Source organism: Algoriphagus resistens (genome assembly GCF_001442615.1).
Taxonomy (GTDB): Bacteria; Bacteroidota; Bacteroidia; order Cytophagales; family Cyclobacteriaceae; genus Algoriphagus; species Algoriphagus resistens.
Genome location: NZ_LMXN01000023.1, coordinates 1 through 17,981 on the forward strand (window position 1 = coordinate 1; position 17,981 = coordinate 17,981).

General features: G+C 40.9%; 16 protein-coding genes. 11 read left to right on the plus strand and 5 right to left on the minus strand.

The features are described 5' to 3' along the window. From AS141_RS27160 to AS141_RS27510, 3 genes are all read right to left on the minus strand, one after another. A partial coding sequence (locus tag AS141_RS27160) for a transposase (RefSeq protein ID WP_262481015.1) occupies positions 1-543 on the minus strand: 543 nt, incomplete at its 3' end. A gap of 67 nt (positions 544-610) precedes the next feature. After that, the gene (locus tag AS141_RS27505; RefSeq protein WP_082632432.1) at positions 611-991 is read right to left on the minus strand and encodes a transposase; all 381 of its coding nucleotides are present in this window, start codon (positions 989-991) and stop codon (positions 611-613) included. 323 nt (positions 992-1,314) lie between these two features. Then, positions 1,315-1,473, minus strand: coding sequence for a helix-turn-helix domain-containing protein (locus AS141_RS27510; protein ID WP_082632429.1), 159 nt, complete (start codon positions 1,471-1,473; stop codon positions 1,315-1,317). 675 nt (positions 1,474-2,148) lie between these two features. On the opposite strand from AS141_RS27510, the gene AS141_RS24615 reads away from it, so the two are divergent. The 3 genes from AS141_RS24615 to AS141_RS24625 all read left to right on the plus strand — a co-directional run bounded on the left by AS141_RS24615 (position 2,149) and on the right by AS141_RS24625 (position 6,140). Next, positions 2,149-3,303 (plus strand): hypothetical protein, encoded by a 1,155-nt coding sequence (locus AS141_RS24615; protein ID WP_057940380.1) that lies wholly within the window; start codon positions 2,149-2,151, stop codon positions 3,301-3,303. A gap of 464 nt (positions 3,304-3,767) precedes the next feature. Next, a complete protein-coding gene (locus AS141_RS24620) occupies positions 3,768-4,922 on the plus strand; it encodes a hypothetical protein (RefSeq protein WP_057940381.1) in 1,155 nt (384 codons plus the stop codon). A gap of 138 nt (positions 4,923-5,060) precedes the next feature. Next, a complete protein-coding gene (locus AS141_RS24625; protein ID WP_057940382.1) occupies positions 5,061-6,140 on the plus strand; it encodes a hypothetical protein in 1,080 nt (359 codons plus the stop codon). Positions 6,141-6,142: 2 nt separating this feature from the next. On the opposite strand, the gene AS141_RS24630 is transcribed toward AS141_RS24625, so the two are convergent. After that, positions 6,143-7,066 carry an NAD-dependent epimerase/dehydratase family protein gene (locus AS141_RS24630; protein ID WP_057940383.1) on the minus strand — a complete coding sequence of 308 codons (924 nt, stop codon included), beginning with the start codon at positions 7,064-7,066 and terminating at the stop codon, positions 6,143-6,145. A 325-nt stretch (positions 7,067-7,391) separates the two neighbouring features. Here AS141_RS24630 and AS141_RS24635 point away from each other — a divergent pair, with 325 nt between their 5' ends. From AS141_RS24635 to AS141_RS24650, 4 genes are all read left to right on the plus strand, one after another. Next, complete coding sequence (locus tag AS141_RS24635; protein ID WP_057940384.1) at positions 7,392-7,733, plus strand: PadR family transcriptional regulator; 342 nt, start codon at positions 7,392-7,394, stop codon at positions 7,731-7,733. After that, the gene (locus AS141_RS24640) at positions 7,723-10,329 is read left to right on the plus strand and encodes an ABC transporter permease (protein WP_057940385.1); all 2,607 of its coding nucleotides are present in this window, start codon (positions 7,723-7,725) and stop codon (positions 10,327-10,329) included. Before AS141_RS24635 ends, AS141_RS24640 begins: the two co-directional genes overlap by 11 nt. A gap of 419 nt (positions 10,330-10,748) precedes the next feature. Next, entirely contained in the window at positions 10,749-11,327 is a 579-nt protein-coding gene (locus AS141_RS24645) for a DUF6252 family protein (protein WP_057940386.1), read from the plus strand. A gap of 65 nt (positions 11,328-11,392) precedes the next feature. Further along, positions 11,393-12,139: a hypothetical protein gene (locus AS141_RS24650; RefSeq protein ID WP_157243587.1), complete on the plus strand. Its 747-nt coding sequence runs from the start codon at positions 11,393-11,395 to the stop codon at positions 12,137-12,139. A 182-nt stretch (positions 12,140-12,321) separates the two neighbouring features. On the opposite strand, the gene AS141_RS24655 is transcribed toward AS141_RS24650, so the two are convergent. Further along, positions 12,322-14,127: a hypothetical protein gene (locus AS141_RS24655; RefSeq protein ID WP_057940388.1), complete on the minus strand. Its 1,806-nt coding sequence runs from the start codon at positions 14,125-14,127 to the stop codon at positions 12,322-12,324. A 300-nt stretch (positions 14,128-14,427) separates the two neighbouring features. Here AS141_RS24655 and AS141_RS24660 point away from each other — a divergent pair, with 300 nt between their 5' ends. The 4 genes from AS141_RS24660 to mph all read left to right on the plus strand — a co-directional run bounded on the left by AS141_RS24660 (position 14,428) and on the right by mph (position 17,935). After that, a complete protein-coding gene (locus AS141_RS24660; protein ID WP_157243588.1) occupies positions 14,428-14,685 on the plus strand; it encodes a hypothetical protein in 258 nt (85 codons plus the stop codon). A 62-nt stretch (positions 14,686-14,747) separates the two neighbouring features. After that, positions 14,748-15,296 (plus strand): RNA polymerase sigma factor, encoded by a 549-nt coding sequence (locus tag AS141_RS24665; protein WP_057940390.1) that lies wholly within the window; start codon positions 14,748-14,750, stop codon positions 15,294-15,296. Continuing rightward, the gene (locus AS141_RS24670) at positions 15,283-16,725 is read left to right on the plus strand and encodes a hypothetical protein (RefSeq protein WP_057940391.1); all 1,443 of its coding nucleotides are present in this window, start codon (positions 15,283-15,285) and stop codon (positions 16,723-16,725) included. Before AS141_RS24665 ends, AS141_RS24670 begins: the two co-directional genes overlap by 14 nt. Positions 16,726-17,047: 322 nt before the next feature. After that, positions 17,048-17,935 carry an Mph(E)/Mph(G) family macrolide 2'-phosphotransferase gene (gene mph / locus AS141_RS24675; RefSeq protein WP_057940392.1) on the plus strand — a complete coding sequence of 296 codons (888 nt, stop codon included), beginning with the start codon at positions 17,048-17,050 and terminating at the stop codon, positions 17,933-17,935. Positions 17,936-17,981 lie beyond the last annotated feature (46 nt).

Genomic DNA, 17,981 nt, shown 5'->3' on the forward strand with positions numbered 1-17,981 from the left:
CTCACCGCAAGATCCACAAACCCACTCCCTTATGGAAAGGGTTACCTCTTGTTTTATCCATCCACAGGCTGAACAGCTTTTGCTTGATGGGAACCACCGGTCGATTTTAACAAATGGTCTGTCGTTCCAATTGGCCTTATATTCAAGCATACTGTAAAATGCACCCAACGAAACATCGCCCATTGCCTGTGCCAGGCAATGGTTCTTCATTATATTCTTTACAGCAAGGTCTTCAACTGATAGTATGTCGTGGTTTTTGATGAGTTCAGTTGATCCCTTATGCAGATAATCCTTTCTGATATTGCTTATTTGTTCGTGTACTAAAGAAAGTTTTTGTTTTTGCCTGCCCCTTGCCCCGCTTCCTTTTGTTTTCTTCGAAAGCTGTCTTTGCCCAAACCTGAGCTTCTTTAATTTGGTTTTAAGTGATCTGATATTTTCATAGCTGCTTCCATCTGAAAGTATTGCAAGTTCCTTTATACCCGTATCTATACCTACTGATTTACCAGTTTTTTGAAACGGTTTATGTTCTGTTTCACACGTAATAGAAACATACTACTTACCGGTTGTTGATTTTGAAACAGTGGCAAACAAAGGTTCACCTTCCAACGCTCTATGAAGGTTTAACCTGATCCCCTCTTTGAATTTGGGTATCACGAGTTTGCTGTCTTGAACGGATACATTTTGTGGTATTTTGAAACTCCTGCCGTACATTTAAATCTTGGGAACTTGTTCTGCTTGTTAAAAAAGTTCTTGTAGGCAGTATCCAGGTTTCTGATAGATGCCTGCAATGACTGCCCCTTGATCTGCTTCCTTTTGTTTTCTTTGAAAGCTGTCTTTGCCCAAACCTGAGCTTCTTTAATTTGGTTTTAAGTGATCTGATATTTTCATAGCTGCTTCCATCTGAAAGTATTGCAAGTTCCTTTATACCCGTATCTATACCTACTGATTTACCAGTTTTTTGAAACGGTTTATGTTCTGTTTCACACGTAATAGAAACATACTACTTACCGGTTGTTGATTTTGAAACAGTGGCAAACAAAGGTTCACCTTCCAACGCTCTATGAAGGTTTAACCTGATCCCCTCTTTGAATTTGGGTATCACGAGTTTGCTGTCTTGAACGGATACATTTTGTGGTATTTTGAAACTCCTGCCGTACATTTAAATCTTGGGAACTTGTTCTGCTTGTTAAAAAAGTTCTTGTAGGCAGTATCCAAGTTTCTGATAGATGCCTGTAATGATTGGCTATTCACTTCTTTTAACCAGGAAAACCCTTCCTCTTTTTTCAGTTCAGTTAAAGTCCTTGCGTTGTCATACTAGTTAAGAGAAGTCTTTTCGTTTAAATATTTCTCTTTACGTTCATCCAAAAACCTATTGAACACAAACCTACAATGCCCAAAATGTTTGGCCAACAAAGATTCTTGTTCCTTTGTCGGGTAGATCCTAAACCTGTATGATTTGTATATCAACTTCATTCTACTGACCAAATAACCTTGTTTTTTACTGACAACCAAGCTATTGTCACCAACTGTCAGTATATAAGCTACCCGCAGGATTCCGTATATCCATAGTAGTTAAAATTCCATCTAATCCCTGTTACCACGTATCCTAGAAATAGCTTGGCAGGCCAGTTAAATGAGGAGTTAAACCCTGTTTTTCACCATAGCCGGTAAAGCAGGTTTTGAAACTGAAGTAAGGGGGCTAGAGGTAAGCCCTATCCATTTTCTTATCCGGTACATTCCCCGCCTAGCTGTACTGTAAATGGCCCCGTAGGTTAGAACAAGGATCACCCATCAGTTATGGTTTCTGCACCCATCTACACTTGGTAAACACTAGGGGGATCAGTATCTACTTTAGTCGGATGGAAATTTCGTTTGTTCAATAGGTGAAGCATCACCGGAAACGATCCATCAGTACATTCTTTCACCAGGTTAGTGTTTGTCGCTTACATCCCACCCACGCTAAGGCGATGGGTGGGTTTTACGTTCCTATTTATAAATTCTAAAATCGTTGATAATCGGCATTTCACTGCTTTGTTAAAATGGGTTAACAAACATAGATTTAGTTGTATAATAGCCTAGCGTTTAGTTTTTTACCATTGGCTTAATAAATTATGTAAACTTTTCACTTCCTAACTTTTTCCATTTCTCATGAAACACAACCTGATTTTAATTGCACTCAACACGGCAGTTCTTGGACTTATATCCTGTAGTGAGAAAACCGAAAAAACTTCCGTTCCTAAAACTTTTTCCCTCGAAATTACTGACTCAGTTCAGATAGATTATCTCGGGGAAATGATGCTGATAGATTTTGATCCGAAAACTGAAAAATACTTGCTCTCCACGGAATTTTATCAGGAATACCTAGAAGTTGATGCACGGGGAAATATTCTTAATCATAATAAATTCAATGAGGATGGAATAGACGCTGTGAGCTCTCCACTTGGTTTGGGCTATTTCAATGGAGATGTGACTGTCTTCAATCCTCCAAAGGGTTACTCTAGATTTCAGGATTCTCTTAAAATAGGGGAAATCACTATTCCATATCCCAATCAAGTTTTTATGATTTACCCAAAGCTGGGCTTGTTCGAATCCGGTAATAAATTTTTTTATCCAAAACCTTGGCCTGAATCGCTAGCCATTAACATGGAAGAAGGCGAATTCTATCATGCTATGTACAGACTTCCGATAATTGAATCCCAGGATAAAACCACGGGAGATACACTTGCAGCGCTGAGATTACCGGAAACTTCTCCCTTACTTGATGATCAGGTTCACGGATTTCCTATACCGGTTTATACCATGGATCAGAATAAGTTACTCCTAAGCATGTGGTTAGAACCAAGAATCTATGTGTACAATAAAGTAGGGGATCAGTTTGAATATGAAAGAACTGTGGATGTGAACATTCCAGATTGGATTCACTATGATCCTGTCCCTATGGATAAGGCAGAGCAATTTTTTGAAGGTTTTTCAAAGAAATTGTCAGGCAATCTAACAAACTTCTTCAGAGTGGGAGATAACTATGTGGTAGTCTATAACAAAGGGATTTCAGAAGCGCAGCTGTCAGAGCTTGGCCAACCAAATGACGGTGGGCTGTCCCGGCGCAAAAAGAATCCAAACTATGCTGCGATTTTTGACAAGGAATTCAACCAATTGGCTACAAATGTCCCATTTCCTGGCACAAGCAACTACCCGATGGTGGTCAATAATGAAGGAGAATTGGTTGTTTCAAAAGTAGCCGGCTTATCTGAGACAGAAGAGGATGGGATTATACTTTACAAGTTGAAATTGACGCAGAAATAATGGATTGATATGTTTACAAGTAATTTATTATTAGCATATTAAATCAGATTTTTACTTTAACCCATACTCACATATGAAATCGACACGATTAAAATCATCATTAAAACACACAGGACAATGATTATTTTAATCGCTAAAGGTTCCATCTGACCATCTTAAAACAAGTATAAAAAGATGAAATCGAGCATGTAGAAAACGACACACGCTAGGATGATTATAATCCATGCGAGATTCCATATGACCCTAAAAGACAACTTATAAACAGATGAAATCGAGCATGACGAAAATGTCACACACTGGGATGATTATAATGCATGCGAGATTCCATATGGCCCTTAAAAGACAAATTATAATCATATGAAATACCCATGACGGGAGCTCGACACACAGGGGAATGATTATTACTTGCCGAAAGTCTCTCGACTACCGTCCTAAATGAACTAAGAAACCTAACTTATAAACAGATGAAAAGTCCTTTCAACCAAATTACAACCCTTGTTCTGTTCTGTAGCTTTTTTTCCTGTGCAGAAAAAAACCAATCGGAGAGCACGCCAATCACTTTTTCTTTAAAAATCACTGATTCGGTGGAGATAGATCATCTTGGGGAAATGAAACTGCTGGACTATGAACCAAAAACCGAGAAGTTCTTGCTTGCTACAGAAGAGCCTAGGGAATACCTTGAAGTAGATTGGCAGGGAAATATTTTGAATCACAATGAATTCAACCGGGACGGAATAGATGTAGTGGTCCGTGCAGTAAGCCTTGGGTATTTTAATGGAGACGTGACTGTCTTTGATGTTCAAAAGGGTTACTTCAGATTTCAGGATTCTACCAAAATTGGTGAAATCACTTTGCCTTATGACTATGATGTTTTTCTTCTCAATCCAAAGCTTGGCTTGTTCGAATCCGGTGATAAAATCTATTACCCAAAGCCAGTTCCAACTTCATTGATGGCCAATCATGCAGAAGAAAACATGTTTCAACTTATGTATAATCTTCCGATCATTGAATCTCAAGATAAAACCACCGGAGATACCTTAAGTGCACTCAGATTACCTGAAACCTCTGAAGTATTTGATAATCAGATTCACGGATTTCTGATGCCCGTTTATACTATGGATAAGGATAAGTTGCTTCTCAGTATCGGAATTGAGCCAAAATTTTATGTGTACCATAAGGAAGGGGATCAGTTTGTCTATTCAAAGACTGTAGAGGTTGCTATCCCAGATTGGGTAGCTTATACACCTGTGCCAGCGGATAAGCCTAAGAAGTTCTTTGAAGAAATCAGGAAAATTAGACCTGGAAATCTGGGGAATGTTTTTACAGTAGGAGACTATTATTTGATTAGCTATCACAGCGGAATTTCAGAAGAAGAGCTAGCTCAGCTTGATCCATCCACCAGCTATGGAGTAGATATACTAAAAAGAGATCCTTATTACGCAGCAATTTTCGACAAGGACTTCAACCAATTAGCCACAAATGTTCCTTTTCCAAGCTCAAGCAATTCTCCGATGGTGGTCAATAATGAAGGGGAATTGGTAGTCTCAAAAGTTGCGGGTCTGAGCGAGACCGAAGAGGATGGGATCGTTCTATATAAATTGAAGTTGACTGAAAAGTAAACTTTCAATAGTTTTAATCCATCCGTTTAAAAATATCCTTTCAAATCAAGATCTATGTCACTGATTCTTAGAGTAACATTTTTATCCATAGCTTCCTTGATAATTTTTTCCTGCGGAAATCGAAAAACAGATGCTGGAATGAATAAGAATTTATCTTTTTCTTTTGACATCATTGATTCCGTTGAAATTGATTATCTGGGGGAAATGAGATTAATAGATTATGATCATGAGCTAGACAAGTATCTAATTGTAACAGCCGATTATATGGAGTATATGGAAGTGACACAGACCGGAGAAATTCTCACCCATCATAAATTGAATCCTGACGGGGTAGATGCAGTTGCTTCGGTATTGGGCATAGGGTACCTGGAAGGGGACGTGACTGTGATGTCGGAGACCAAAGGCTATGTGAGATTTAGGGATTCAGTTAAAATAGGGGAGATAAAGATTCCATATGATTTCCAGCCATATATGTTCTTTCAGAAATTGGGGGTTTTTCAGAATGAAAGCATGATATATTATCCCAAACCATGGCCGGCCTCTTCCAGTATAGGGATGGGAGAAATTGATTTTTACCAGGCGCTTTATAATTCACCGGTCATTGAAGGAAAGAATGTTGAGACAGGGGATACGGTAAATACGGTACGACTGCCAGAGTCTTCCGCTCTGCGAGATGGTCAGATGCATGGAATGTTGTTTCCTGTTTATACCCGAACTGAAGAAAATTTACTTTTGAGTACATGGTTTGAGCCAAAAATCTATATCTATCAAAAGGGGGATTTGGGATATGATTATGAGAAAACAGTAACTATTGACATTCCTGGATGGGTAGAAAATATACCGAGTTCTTCAGATGACCCTTCGCAATATTATCTTTTGAACAATAAACAGATTGGAGGTGCAGTCACCAATCTGTTTAAGTCCGGAGAATATTATGTGGCTGTTTATCACAAAGGGCTCTCTGAGGAAAATCATCCTGAAAGGGGAGATGATGTACATGCATACAGGATTTCAGTTCGTAAGGCTGATCCATTTTATGCTGCAATTTTTGATAAAGATTTCAATCAACTTGCAGCAGATGTGGCATTTCCAGCCACTAGTGATAGTCCTACAGTGATTAATAAAAACGGTGAATTTGTAGTCTCCAAAGTCGCAGGCTTATCCGAGACAGAAGATGATGGGGTTATACTCTACACCTTACAGCTTAGTGCCAAGTAATTTCAGTCTTTTAAGCAAAGGCTCAGTCCTTCTTTCGCCCTGGTGGGCTTGAGCCCATAGGCTCTCTCGATCTTGGAGGAATCAAAACAATAGTGTGAATCCAACTGATAGCGGAGTTCGGCGATTTCTTTGATCAGAGGCATGAATAGCCCGAGGGTACTGACCAGCCAAGCCGGCATCACATGAAGCTTAAGTTGGGTGCCAAGCTCATGATTGATCATTTCTACAATTTCTTTTACAGAAGGATAGGAATCATCGGTTGGCAAATTCCATGTCTGGTTCCAGGAATCTTCCTGCAATGCCAAAAATGCCGTTGCTTTTCCCGCATCGGGGATATAGATGAAGGAATGCTTTTTATTTCCCGAATAAAGCCATAGTGCGTTTTTACCGGTTTTCATCCGTTTGATTACCAGTTCATCCAGCACCGAATTGCTGGCATCCGGCCCATAGAAATCTGGGGCTCTGGCTACAATAGCAGAAATTTTTCCGCTTTTCACTTCAACCCATAGCATGTCCAAAATCTGCTTTCTTACTTTTCCTTTCCTACTTCGAGGTTCGAGTGGGGTTTCTTCTGTGAGATGACTGACTTGCGATGGATCGCATGCGTACATATTGTCGAAGAAGACCAGTTTGCATCCATGGGCAATACAGGCATCTAATGTATTCCTCATGATAATTGGCCAGTCTCTTTCCCAAACAGCGGATTTGTACTGGATCCCAGCCAATAAAAATGTTACTTCTGAGCCTTTTACAGCCTCCAACACAGCAGTGGGGTCCAGTAAATCGCCGGAAATCAATTCATCTGTGGGATTTACTTTTTTAGGAGTTCGGCTGAACTGACGGACTAAAATTTCTGAATGGGCAAGTTCTGCCGATACAATTTTAGCAATATTGCCATTAGCACCTAGAATAGTATGGACTGGCATGAGAAAGGGATTTTGTTTGAAAAAAACTCAGTTAGAATAGCATGTTTTGAAGGTTGGGCTATCGCTACTTCAACATTCATTTCCCAAGATAAGTTATTCACTTTGAAATTTTTATGAAGTCCAGTTATCCTTCTATTAGCTTTTGCGGCCAGCCCCAAAGCACGTCTGGTTACGAAACAGGTCTGGTTAGTTATTGCGGACTTTTGCTGCTGTTCTGAGCAGGACGGATTATTAAGGAATTGGGCTTAACAGTTTTTCATCTATTATATTTACAAATATGAAAATAATGTATTACATTTATATTTGTAAACATAATGGAACATAGATGAAGGGTTATCATTTGGGTGAATTGGAAGAGTTGATTCTACTGACAGTAGGGATCTTGGACCAGGAGGCTTATGGAGTCGCTGTATTGCAAGAGATCAAAAATCAAACAGGCAGAAAAGTCAATATTTCGGCAATACATACCGTGTTAAATAGGCTGGAAGAAAAGGGGTTTTTAAAATCCTACATGGGCGGAGCCACCGAAGAAAGAGGAGGTAGGCGCAAGCGTTTATTTACTCTTTCCGCTACAGGCAGATTAGCAATCGAAGAAGTCAAAAACCAGAGAAACAAACTTTTCGACCAACTTCCCCCTTTGGCATTGGACTTCTCTTATGGACAATAAGCGCAAACATTATCCTCCCAAATGGCCAGATCGCTTTTTGGAATTTTATTGCAATCCCAATCGATTGGAGCAGATTCAGGGAGATGCATATGAGCTATTTTACCTGAATTTAGCCGAGCGGGGAATAGGCTATGCCAGGTTCCGTTTTTTTATCCATGTGCTCAGCTTTTTTAGATGGAGCAACATCAGACGTACCAAATCAACTTATCGGTCATTTAACCAAGGGGCTATGTTAAAGAACTATTTTAAAATCGGTTGGAGGAATCTCCTTAAGCAAAAAGGGACCACCTTTATTTCTGTGTTTGGATTGGCCTGTGCTGTGGGTTGCTGTATGGTGGCTTATCTTTTTATCGCCCAGATTTGGTTCAAAGGCATGCTTCAGCCGAACAAGGAGGAAATCTATCAACTAACCTATACTGTTGAGGAGGAAAATGGTCTAGTGACCTACGGATCTGTTGCTGAACCGATTTCGGAGCTGATCCCAGAGCAGCTCAGCCAGGTGAAAAATCACTCACGTGTTTTGATGGATTTTTCCCTTTTGATGCAAAACAATGAAAATTACAATCAACGCGTATTGTATGTAGATCCTGCATTTATGGAAATGTTTGTTTACCGGATGGAATACGGATATCCTGGAGCACTCAGGGAGCCAAATCAAGTGATTTTGACCGATGAGCTTTCTGAAAAACTTTTTGGGGATACTCACCCTATCGGGCAGGAACTCTCACTAGTGGTCAACGGAGAAGAAGTACTGTATAAAGTCGGTGGAGTTCTTGCCGACCTGAAGGACATGGATATGTTCAATTTTGACCTTTTGGTGAATTTTGAATCGCACCCGTATTCCAGTGCAGACCTTCCCGTCAAAGATGCATGGAATTCAGAGTTATGGACTTTTGTTCAATTGGAAAAGGGAGTAAGTCCAGCCATGCTGAGTCCCGGATTGGCAGTACTGAAAAAGCAACAAAACCAAATCAATCCTGAAAAGCCTTACGTTGAGTTGGGTCTCCTCGCCTACACAGATTTGGTTTATCAAATAGGCAAGATTAAAAAAGGGGTTAGGGACTTTTTAGGAATAGGCCCACAGATACTTTTGGGTTCAATCGGACTTTTTATATTGATTTTAGCAGTGTTCAATTACATCAATATAGCTGTGTTGATGGCATCCAGAAGGTTAAAGGAGATTGGGGTGCGTAAGGTGATGGGCAGCAGGAGAAGCCAGCTTGTGGCCCAGTTTCTGAGCGAAAATCTTATGGTCTGTTTTTTTGCCATTTTTCTTGGCTGCCTTTTCGCAGGTTTTATCTTTCTTCCGGGATTCAACGATATCGCTTCTAAAAATCTCAAAATTGATCTGCTTAATGATCGGTACGTCTGGATGTTTTTAGGAACTATGCTCTTTTTTATTACGATAGTTTCTGGATTGTATCCTGCGGTTTACGTTTCTTCATTCAAGCCAGTCAGTATCCTAAAGGGTAACCAAAAGATTGGAAGTAAAAGTTTCTTAACCAGTGTATTGCTGACTTTTCAATTTACCCTTGCGATCATCAGTATTGTAGCAGGAGTGGCTTTTGTCCAGACCAATTATGTTAATTCAACCAGAGATTGGGGATATGAAAGCTCGGATAAAATTATCGTAAATGTGCCAGCTTCTGAAGACTATTTACCGTTGAAGAACAAGCTCTCAGCCCTTGCTGCTGTGAACAAAATCAGTGGGAGTCAGGATTACGTTGGAAACTGGATAAGAGAGCAGGAAGTGGTTTTTGATGAAGAAAAGTATGAGGTAAGCCTTATGGATGCGGAAGCCAATTATTCTGAAGTTTTGGAATTAAAAGTGAAGCAAGGGCGCATGTTTAATCCGGATCTGATTTCTGAGAGTCAAGAATCCGTTGTGGTAAACCAGACTTTTCTGGATCGGTTAGGACTGGAGTTTCCATTAAAGGAAAAGATAACCCTTGATAGCATGGAGTTTTCAGTCGTCGGTGTGGTGGAGGATTTCCATACAGTTTTCTTCCAAAACCCAATTGACCCTCTGGTGATCCGTGCGTCTGCGGACACAACATTCAATTACCTTACTTTGAAGATGGCTCCGGGATCTGCAGGGTCTACCATGGAATTGGTTAAAAAAATCTGGCACGAAACAATCCCAAGAGGAGTTTTCGAAGGCAAGTTACAGACTGAAGTTTTTGACAGAGATTTTGCCGATGTCCGTGGGGTAAAGAATCTGATTTTGTTCTCGGCTATCCTTGCCATTATTCTGGCTGCACTGGGCCTGTTTGGTCTGGTGTCTTTGAACATGAATACACACATCAAAGATTACTGTGTGAGAAAAGTTTTTGGAGCTGACTTGGGGGATTTATCTATGAAACTCGCCAGGCGATACCTCATTATTTGGGGAATTGCATCTTTGCTGGGTGGAGGGTTGTCAATTTATTTGATCTCAGCCTTCCTCAATAGTTTCTTTGCTTTCCATTCTGGCGTGGGGGCAATTCCATTAGGTTTTGGGCTTTTAGTTTTATTCTTGGTAATTGCCGGGACAGTCAGTTCCCAGATTAGGAAAATAGTGAAGGCTAATCCGGCCACAATTCTGAAAGCGGAGTAGAGGAAAAAAGAAGATACACCAATCTACTTGTGCTTGTATGAATGCCCTGATCTTATCCCTCTTTTTCTAAAGCAAATTACAATTGAACATAAGGCATCCTTCCCGAAGGATGTTTTTTGGTTCTATGCAGTTCCTGATAGTAGCTGTAAACTACTGTCTTTAGTGGTGAGAATCTTTTCCAAACAGCTCTGCCAATGGATTCTAATGTTATTCGATGAATGGCATATAATATGATCATATATAGGAAAAAATGTACTATATGAGCTAATAACGGTTTATATGGAATTTTAGAAAGGAAAGCAACATGACAAGTCGGGGATATTTCCCTCAAAATATGGTGAACATCAACAAACTTCCCTTACGGATAAAGGTCATTAAGTATTAAATAAAACTGCATGTATATTAAGTTTATTATAAGAATGATTTTGTTTTTTCTGATCTCCTCGGGAATAGTGGGATGCAGTTTGGTGGATGAAGGGTTATCTACCAAAAATAACGAGGGTACAATCAGTTGCTTAATGAACGGGGAACCATTTGAAGTAGAAGGGGGAAAGGGTTTATTGGCCTCAGAGTTTGTGAAGGCAGAAATGGAGAAAAGTGAGGATTATTTTTTGCTTACTGTGTACGGGATCCGGGTATTGGAAGAAGAGGAAGAGAAGAGGGGGCTGGCTGTGGGTTTTAAGCTCGGAGGAGAGCGTCTGATGGACATAGGCCAAGGGGACACATTTACAAAATGGGAAGTCCTTGACGAGATAGAGGGAACTTTTGAAGGAGCTATGGGGGGCGTAGAAGAAAGGAAATCCGAAAGCGCAGACGAGCATTTGCTTAAGGCCAGTTCAAATCATACAGGTAAGATGAATATAACTGTCACTGCTATCGATACCCTGGATCAATTGATTTCCGGAACTTTCCATTTTACCGCCAAGGACCAAAAAAGCGGGGAAGTCATTGAGGTGACAGAAGGCGCATTTGAAAACATCAAATGGGTGAACAAGTAATCTCCCAGGTAATTAGAAAACAATCAATAAAAATTAACCAATCCTTAACCTTAAAATTTACTAGTATGACATGTAAACAAAATCTTAAGAGCCTTCTGTTGGCTGTATCGGCAACAGCTTTTGTGGCAGCATGTACCCCGGAAGATGAGACGGCCCCTCTTGGTGCTGAGAGTGAAGTGACTATATCAGCCACTATCGCAGACAGTGAAGCTGATCCGAATGCCCGTACCACAAATTTGGTGTATGGCAACTTTGCCATTTCTGATGTAAGGATGTCGATAGATAACGTCAAGCTTATCTTGAGGGCTGTCAGTGAAGAAAGTAAAAAACCGACTATTGTCCAACTCAGAACTAATAGCCCGCAAACGCTCAGTTTGGTGAAAGACGGAGAAGTTACCGTGGTCCCAATAGGAACCGCTAAGGCTTACAATGGTGTCTATGGGAAACTTGACTTTGATCTGGTAAAAGCCCAGGATGTTTCTGAAGAGGATGAAATGTATGGCTATTCTATAATAGCAAAGGCTACTTGGTTTGATACTCCGGCTATTATGTACATAGATCTTGAAGATAAAGTAGAGATAATGTTCAATAAAGGTCTGGAAGTAGATGGCGCTCAGGATCTATTATTGACAATGTACATGGACAAATTCCTTGAAGGCGTGTCACCATCTTTAGTGTCCGATGGTAACGGGGATGGACTGGTAGAAGTAGGTCCTAATAATGAAGATGGAAATGGTGAAGCTTATGACGCCATCCTTGCCAATATGGAGAATGCCATGGTTTTAAAAAATGGAGAGTTCAAGGATAAATAATCCCCTGGCATAAAACATCCGACAGTTTAAAAAATGTCGTCTATGCATCAGCCATATTGAGAATGCTCAGTTCTTAGTATGGCTGACGCTTTTTTCGGAAAAGGGACAATGGCCTAGATGCACATCCCTTTGGGAGGTGTTTAGGGAAGGCCTGCAGACACAGGCCAAAGAATTAAATTTTTTCACGGAATTTCAGTCACTAAATGAGATCGGAAAGACTTAATTTCTTTTTTAATACTTAGAAACTGCCCTTTCATTTTTTGCAAAATATCTTCGGAATCCAATTGAATGCTGTTTATCAATTCTTGGTAATAGCTGACTCCGTCAATCAGATTATTTCTGAACTTCTCCAAGTAAGCATCTTTTTTGGCTGTTTTCTCTGTGATTTTTGTTTCAAATTCCTTCTTCAGATAAGTCACATAAAGCTGCAATTCCTTTACAAAAACGTGTGGTCTTTCCGGATCCACGTTCAAGGAAAGCTTACCGTAGATATGATCCACCATTTCTTTAAGGGGAAAAATACCTTTAAAGTAGGCCAAGTTTGGGCCGGGACAAATTGTTACTGCTGTCAGATTACGACGGGGAATTTCTCCGGCCGCCAAAATCGCAGGCGCACTCAATCCTTCACATAGACAATCTTTTGCTTTTACTTTTTCAATTTCCTCAGCACTGATTTCTCCGATTTCAAATTGCTTAGCTTTTAGGCCTTGGTATTGCCTGGATGCAGTGCAAATGGGGTTGTCGGTAAATTCTGTGTTGTTCAGGAGGAATTTTTTGTAGCAAGGACTGCCGGGACGGCTTTTCTCTATTCTTGCCAAGCGCTGCTGTTCACCTGAAGAAGTTCTGATATTATTAAATGGCACGCCTAGAGGTGATGCGTAACTCAAGAAGTAATCGCTTTTCTTTGCGCTTAGCAATCGCTTCAACGTATCATCATCTACTGAGGTGGCCTCCGGCACAAGCAAAAAAGGGCTACCCCAGCCTGTGCCGTCCAATCCATAAAACTCCCGCAGAAACACATCTTCACCAGCGGTGCCTATCCCCCCTTGGTACGTTATCCTGAAAGGAGGAGTGGCAGAAAGTTTGTTTAATTCTCTTTCTTCCAGTGTCTTTTGGCAGGTTTCATAAAGTGTTTGGTAAAGCTCTATTCTTCTGGTCTTGAACTCTTCCAATATTGGCCCGATCAAGAAACCATCAGTTGCAAAGGCATGTCCACCGCAATTTAATCCTGATTCTATCCTGAACTCTGATACCCAAATCCCTTTCTTGGCCAAAAATTTTCCTTGGATCAATGCAGAACGATAGTCACTGACTTTGAGTATAACCCCTTTGGAAAGCTCTCCGAATTGATTTGGATAGAATGCTGGGAATTGCGCTAAATAGCTGTACAGCGCCGGATTCATTCCGGCAGAGAAAACCACTGATCCATTTACGTTACTATGGGCAAATCCTCTCAGAGCGGATAATGCGTCTGAGTATTCCCGTGGCAATTCATTTCCAGCTTTGTCACTGTTGAGTTTGTCTACTTTCGTCATGATATTCACATCGATGGAACCCATACCCAGTTTGGATTTCAATTCTTCTTTAAGCTGAAATTGCTTTGAATCCGGTCCTTGTTCAATTTTTTGAACCATACTCAAGATAGATGCACTTTCTGGAAGTAGTTCCAGATATTTTCTGAATTCAGTGTTGGTAGTCCAATCTCCGTTCACCAATTTATTGAATTGCTCCTCCACTATGGATTGGGTCAAATCCAGATATGCCGTAATGCGCTTTGCCCGATAGTCTTCTTGGGTATCGGCAATAGGAACAAACTCTCGCACATATTTTTTTGAGTAGATTTTCCGCATGTCTTCCAGCAGGTGATCATCCATGATAGAGATCACACTGGAAATACCATATTTGGCAACTTTGATCGGTGTATCTACTGTATATCCAAGTCCCATTACCGGGATGTGGAATGTATGTACAAGTGGTGGATAATTCATATGTGTAATGTAAATGACTTGCTTTTTTGAAAGTGTAAAAGTAGGATCATCTGTTTCCCCTACCACTGCAAGAGCTCAGTGAAGGGACTGACTTTCGTCAGGTTTATGGTGTAAACAATAGATGGCCTGGAGATCTGAGTACCAGGGCAAGTTCTATACTGACCCAACGAACTACTTCCATACGCCTCATTGGTTGCAGCTATCGGCGACTGTCGCTGAATACCGCTACATCAATCGGAAAAATATTTTTCGGTTGATGTAGCGTATTGGATATGCTGTCCGTCAGGGTAAAAAAGCATTATGAAGATACTTCTTCGAATCTATTTGGTTTTGATATTGGCGAGTAGCGCTATGGATGCTGGCTCAGTGAATGATTCAATCAATTCGGGATTTCCGGTAGAAGCGTCTAATTTTGTATCAAATCCTGGCTACCACCAGGATCTAAAGGAAATAGCCGCTTGTATAAGTTCCTCGATTGAACATGAGCATAAGACGATAGAAGGGGCTAAGACGGGGGGTAGCTCAGAGGGAATGCCCGCCAAAAGAAAAAGTAAATAGCAAGCTAATAAGAATTCCGACTACAATGGGGTTGTCGTGAACCATAGACTAATAGGTTTGAATTGAATTGGACTGATCAGGAGCTGATTGAAGGTTGCAAACGACGATCAGCTAAGTATGAAGAGGTGTTTTATAAAAAATACTATGGCTATGTCATGGGGATAAGTTTGTCCTATTCCAAAGATAAAATGCTTGCCGATGAGATCACGAACGACTCCTTTATCAAATTCTTCGGGTCTATTAAAAATTTCGATGACTTCCAGTCTGTGAAGGCATGGCTTCGCCGTATCACCGTCAACACCGCGATAGACTATTTCCGCAAGCAGAAGAAGTTTCAGAATCATACGGATGTATCCGAGGAGACGGCTGTGTTCCATGAGGTGAGTGCACTTCAGGACCTGGCATTTCAGGATATCATCAAGCTGATCAACCAACTGCAGGAAGACCATAAAATGGTATTCAATCTCTATGAAGTCGAAGGGTATAGTCATAAGGAAATTGGTGAAAAGCTGGGCTTGACAGAAAGCTCGTCCAGAGTCTATTTGGCCCGGGCAAAGTCCCAGCTCCGCAAATTAGTCTCATTACACTTGAAAGTATATGAAGGAAGATAAGCTGGATAACGAAATCGCTGCTTCCCTTAAAAAGAAGTTAGTCGAAGCCTCCGTGCCTTACCAATTGGGTGCATGGGAAGGTTTTCAGAAAAAACGCGCAGCCCAGAAGCGTAAAACCATTGCCGCTTGGGCAAGCGGGATTGCCGCGTCTTTACTGCTGTTGGCAGTGGGATTGAATTCTGTTGATTTCTCCGGAAATGAAAATGCTGCAGATTCAGGAGAAGCTAAGCTTGCAGAAAGTGCTGGAGAATCGCCTAAAAACACAGTAGAGGACTTTACTATAACTGATGCTATAGAGCAGGAATCTATTGAAGATTCTCCTGTTGCGAATCTAGAAGCGCTGAAGCCAAATACAAATGTCTCCGGCTCTGAAAATCAAGCAGAACCATCAGATAATACCAGGCCGCAAGGGAACGTTATCGATACCAAGGCTTTAGCTACTGCTCCTGAGACTGTAGAAAAGCCTGAGAAAACAGGAGTGAAATCCTTACCGGAACTGCCTTTAGTTTCCAATGAAAAGACCATTGCCCAGGTAAAGGAAAACGCAAAAATGGTAGAGCCTCCCCTAATCCCCAAAACAGAAGAAGTTGAAGATACAGAAAAGATTATTAAACAACATCCTCCACTTATAGCGAAATCAGAAGAGGGGGAAAAGCTGCCAACGGTGAAATCGACAGAGCAAATACCTGCATTGGCTAAGGTAGAAGAACCTGTGGAACCTGAGGAAAAGGAGGCGTTTGTGACAGAGAGCGACTTCCCTCTTATTCCAAAAGATAAAACGACTGTTGGGCTGGGCATGGGCGTATCACCTGGATTTGGCTCCGTGCAAGGTGAAAATCAGATGGCCACAGCTTCAACGATTGGAGTGGGGATGCTGGTGGATATCAAACTTCCTGGCAAACTGACTTTGGGTTCTGGTCTTGGGGTTAATTATCTCAGTCAAAATGCGAAGCAGGAAAGCATGGTGATGTCCCTGGGCAACAACTATCCTCAGACAGAAAAACTGGAGGTGCGTCAGATGCAGGTAGAGATGCCTGTATTTGTGAAGTACCCTGTCACTAGGAGCAACTCCATTTCCATCCAGGCAGGATTTTCGAATTTCTATGCGGTAAATGAAAATGCAAATCAAAAAAATACGGTAGAAAGACAAGTAGCAGTCTATAATAATGATGCAATGGGCTATTCTTCATTATCCATGAAGCAGCAGACAGTGACAGAAAGCATGCCGCTTGAATCCAAAAGCGGAAAATTTTATCCTTTTGCCACGTTGAATTTTGGGGTCAACCTTCGTGTCTTGGAGACTAAAGGAGCTAACTATGTGATCATGCCATTTTATAATTATCAAGTAAAGCAAGTCTCTGGCTATGGCAATACCTTTGGGTTGTTTGGAGCCAGCTTTAAAATGAATTTTGGAGGAGGGGAGAAATAGCAGGAAGTTACCAGTATTCAGATTTTAGGTTGGGTAGACTGTCATGCAAACCTGGTCGGGGGGTATTTTTTCCCTTATTTATTCGAATTGCCTTTAAAGGCAGTACCTGGATCTAGGGAAAGAATGAGAATGCCTGACCTATTATTTGAGAAAAAATTAATATAATTATCCCTGATGGCAGCTAGGAGTTTTATTTGCTGTGATTTAATGGCTGGAGAACCGATAACAGATGGGTATATACCCCATTTTTGTTAGAACTCAGCAAATTCTATGTCGCGTTGACCTTTTAGTGACAGATTAGTGGATATACTTGAAAATTAAAATGACAATCAAAGATATTCAAGAAATTGCCGAAGAGCATGGGTTGCTTCTTTCGGGCGATATGAAATTTAATGAGATGGGCATCGACTTCAAGGTAGGTTTTGCCACTGATCAAGACGGAAAACAATGGTTGCTGCGAATTCCTAGACGTAATGACTTAGGCGAACAGATCGAAAAAGAAAAATGCATTCTTCAGTTGGTTAAAAAACACCTTTCGGTACAGGTTCCTGATTGGCAAATCGCTTCTCCGAAACTGGTCGCTTATCCATTATTGGAAGACAAGCCTGCTTTGACTTTTGATGCGATAACCTACGAAGTGACATGGAATATGAATCAGGAAAGTCCTAACTATGTACCATCATTGGCAAAGGCCTTAGTGGAACTACACAGTATTGACGAAAAGGATGTTGTGGAAAATGGTTTGAAGATACTGAAACCGAATGAAGTGAGGCCTGAAATTGCAGATCGTTTGCAGCTGGTAAAATCGGAGCTTGGTATTTGTACTGAGTTGGAAACGCGTTACAGAAAGTGGTTGGATAATGATAAGCTTTGGCCTGACTTTACGCTTTTTATTCATGGTGACCTGTATGCAGGACATGTCTTCACATCTGAGGAAGGTGTTGTGAGTGGAATTATTGACTGGTCCACTGCACATGTCAGTGATATTTCACATGACTTTTCTGGACATGTAAATGTTTTTGGTGAAGAGAGCCTTAAAGCACTCATCACCGAGTACGAAAAACAAGGTGGAAAAGTCTGGGACAATCTTTATGAACAGACGCTGGAACGTGCCGCTGCTGCGCCATTGGCCTACGGTTTCTTTGCAGTAGAAACGCAAGACGAAACCCATATCCGGGGAGCTAAATCACAATTGGGAGTGGAATCATAGCAAAGTCAAAACTCTTTTTTTGTGCAATTCGACAGCAAAGGTCAGG

Bases quoted from the DNA above. Each gene is read 5' to 3' on its own strand.
- AS141_RS24640 (WP_057940385.1), top strand. From the start codon at position 7,723: ATGGACAATAAGCGCAAACATTATCCTCCCAAATGGCCAGATCGCTTT.
- mph (WP_057940392.1), top strand. From the start codon at position 17,048: ATGACAATCAAAGATATTCAAGAAATTGCCGAAGAGCATGGGTTGCTT.
- AS141_RS24630 (WP_057940383.1), bottom strand. From the start codon at position 7,066: ATGCCAGTCCATACTATTCTAGGTGCTAATGGCAATATTGCTAAAATT.
- AS141_RS24670 (WP_057940391.1), top strand. From the start codon at position 15,283: ATGAAGGAAGATAAGCTGGATAACGAAATCGCTGCTTCCCTTAAAAAG.
- AS141_RS27510 (WP_082632429.1), bottom strand. From the start codon at position 1,473: ATGAAGTTGATATACAAATCATACAGGTTTAGGATCTACCCGACAAAG.
- AS141_RS24620 (WP_057940381.1), top strand. From the start codon at position 3,768: ATGAAAAGTCCTTTCAACCAAATTACAACCCTTGTTCTGTTCTGTAGC.
- AS141_RS24650 (WP_157243587.1), top strand. From the start codon at position 11,393: ATGACATGTAAACAAAATCTTAAGAGCCTTCTGTTGGCTGTATCGGCA.
- AS141_RS24655 (WP_057940388.1), bottom strand. From the start codon at position 14,127: ATGAATTATCCACCACTTGTACATACATTCCACATCCCGGTAATGGGA.
- AS141_RS24635 (WP_057940384.1), top strand. From the start codon at position 7,392: ATGAAGGGTTATCATTTGGGTGAATTGGAAGAGTTGATTCTACTGACA.
- AS141_RS24645 (WP_057940386.1), top strand. From the start codon at position 10,749: ATGATTTTGTTTTTTCTGATCTCCTCGGGAATAGTGGGATGCAGTTTG.
- AS141_RS24615 (WP_057940380.1), top strand. From the start codon at position 2,149: ATGAAACACAACCTGATTTTAATTGCACTCAACACGGCAGTTCTTGGA.
- AS141_RS24625 (WP_057940382.1), top strand. From the start codon at position 5,061: ATGAATAAGAATTTATCTTTTTCTTTTGACATCATTGATTCCGTTGAA.
- AS141_RS24660 (WP_157243588.1), top strand. From the start codon at position 14,428: ATGAAGATACTTCTTCGAATCTATTTGGTTTTGATATTGGCGAGTAGC.